General features: G+C 73.0%; 1 protein-coding gene. It reads left to right on the top strand.

Annotation, left to right across the window (positions count from 1 at the left end):
* Positions 1-2,229: condensation domain-containing protein (locus tag ACLQ20_RS31295; RefSeq protein ID WP_425858370.1), on the top strand; the 2,229-nt coding region annotated here is incomplete at both ends.

The following is a 2,229-nucleotide window of genomic DNA, read 5'->3' as shown; positions in this document are numbered from 1 at the left end:
GGGGCGGTGGAGTTCGTCGGGCGGGTCGACCACCAGGTGAAGATCCGCGGCTACCGGATCGAACTCGGCGAGATCGAAGCGGTCGTCGAGGGCACCGACGGCGTCGGCGACGCGGTCGCCCTGGTCGGCGAGTCGGACCGGCTCGTGGTGTTCTACCGGCCGGCCGCGCCGGCCACGGAGCTGGCGGACCGGATCCGGCAGCGGTGCGCGGAGCACCTGCCGGAGTACATGGTCCCGGCCGAGTTCGTCGCCGTGGAGGCGATCCCGCTCAACGCCAACGGCAAGGTCGACCGGGCCGCCCTGTGGGACACCGCGGTGCCCGCGCAGCGGCAGCACGTCGCCCCGGCGACCGAGCTGGAGGAGCGGCTGGCGGAGATCTGGGGCCAGGTGCTCCAGTTGGAACAGGTCAGCACCCGGGACAGCTTCTTCGACCTCGGCGGGCACTCCATCAGCGCCATCGCGCTCGTGGGCGCGCTGCGCGGCGCCGGGCACCCGGTCTCGGTGCGCGACGTCTTCGTGCACCGCACCGTCGCCGCCCTGGCCGCGCACCTCGCCGGCGGGGACGACCAGGAGGCGGCGCCCGCATTCCGGGCCGTCGCCCCGTTCAGCCTGCTCGACGACGCCGACCGGGCCACGCTGCCCGCCGGGCTCGCCGACGCGTACCCGTGCGCGCAGGTGCAGCTCGCCATGCTGGTGGTGACCCTCTCCGATTCGGAGCGGCGCACCTACCACAACGTGTCGGCGTTCCCGATCCGCGACGAGCACGCCTTCGACGGCGACGCGCTGCGCCGGGCCGTGCGGACCGTCGTGGACCGACACGAGATCCTGCGTACGTCGTTCGACCTGACCGGCTACTCGGTGCCGATGCAGCTCGTGCACGCCGAGGTGCCCGTCGACGTCACGCTGCTCGACCTGCGCGACGGCACGGACGAGGAGGCCGAGAGCCGGCTGCGGGCGTACCTGGCCGCCGAGCGGTCCCGGCCGTTCACCCCCGACCAGGTCCCGCAGATGCGCATCGCCGGGGCGGCCGGCCGCAACGACACGTGGTGGTTCGTGCTGACCATGTCGCACGGCATCCTCGAGGGCTGGAGCCACCACTCGCTGCTCATGGAGATCCTCGACAACTACCGCAGCCTGCGCGACACCGGCGCACCGGCGGCGTTCGAGGCACCCCCGGTCCGCTACGCCGACTTCGTCGCCGGCGAGATCGAGGCGCTGGCGTCGGCCGAGGACCGCGACTACTGGCAGGACGTCGTCGCCCGCCCGGTCTTCGAGCTGCCCGCCGGCTGGGGCGAGGACGAGTCGGTCCCGGAGTACGAGTGCGGCACCCGCGTCCCCCTGCACGACCTGATGGACGACCTGCGCGAGCTGGCCAGCCGTACCGACACGTCGCTGAAGAGCGTGCTGCTGGCCGCGCACCTGAAGGTGATGAGCCAGCTCACCGCCGAGCCCGTGTTCACCAGCGGACTGGTCAGCCACGGCCGGCCCGAGGTGACCGGCGCCGACCGGGTCTACGGGATGCACCTGAACACGCTGCCGTTCGTGCACGACGCGGGCGCGCGTACCTGGCGGGAGCTGATCCGCAACACCTTCGCCGGGGAACTGGAGCTGTGGCCGCACCGCCGCTACCCGCTGCCGGCCGTGCAGCGCCTGGGCGACGGGCGCCGGCCGATCGAGATCCTCTTCAACTACCTCGACTTCGAGCAGGTCGACACCGAGCGGGTCGACTTCGAGGACGCCATCTACGAGGCCAGCGGCGAGTTCGGCCTGCACGTCTCCACCCTCGGCGGCGTGCTCAACATCCTGGCCCGGCCGCACCAGGTCAGCTACCCCAACGTCCTGCGGCTCGGTGGCATGTACCGGACGGTGCTGGAGGCCATGGTCGCCGACGTCGACGGTGACGCGTCGGTGGTGTGCCTGCCTCCGGGTGAGGCGTCGGTGGTGCTGGCCGACGGGGCGTCGGCGGTGGAACCCGTGTCGCGTTCGGTCCTCGCCGAGTTCGAGGCGCGGGCGGCCGAAGCGCCGTCGGCGGAGGCCGTGTCCGAGCCGGACGGTCGGTCGGTCGACTTCGCGGGCCTGGACGCCCGCGCCGCCGCGATCGGGCGGCGCCTGGTCGGCCGGGGTGTGGGTGCCGGTGCGGTGGTGGGTGTGCTGCTGGACCGGGGTGTGGAGTTGGTGGCGTCGATGCTGGGGGTGTGGAAGGCGGGTGCGGCGTTCGTGCCGGTGGAT

It is taken from the genome of Micromonospora sp. DT46 (genome assembly GCF_049841735.1).
Taxonomy (GTDB): Bacteria; Actinomycetota; Actinomycetes; order Mycobacteriales; family Micromonosporaceae; genus Micromonospora; species Micromonospora reichwaldensis.
The sequence above is the reverse complement of the archived record's forward strand: the minus strand, read 5'-3'. Positions and strand labels throughout refer to the sequence as shown.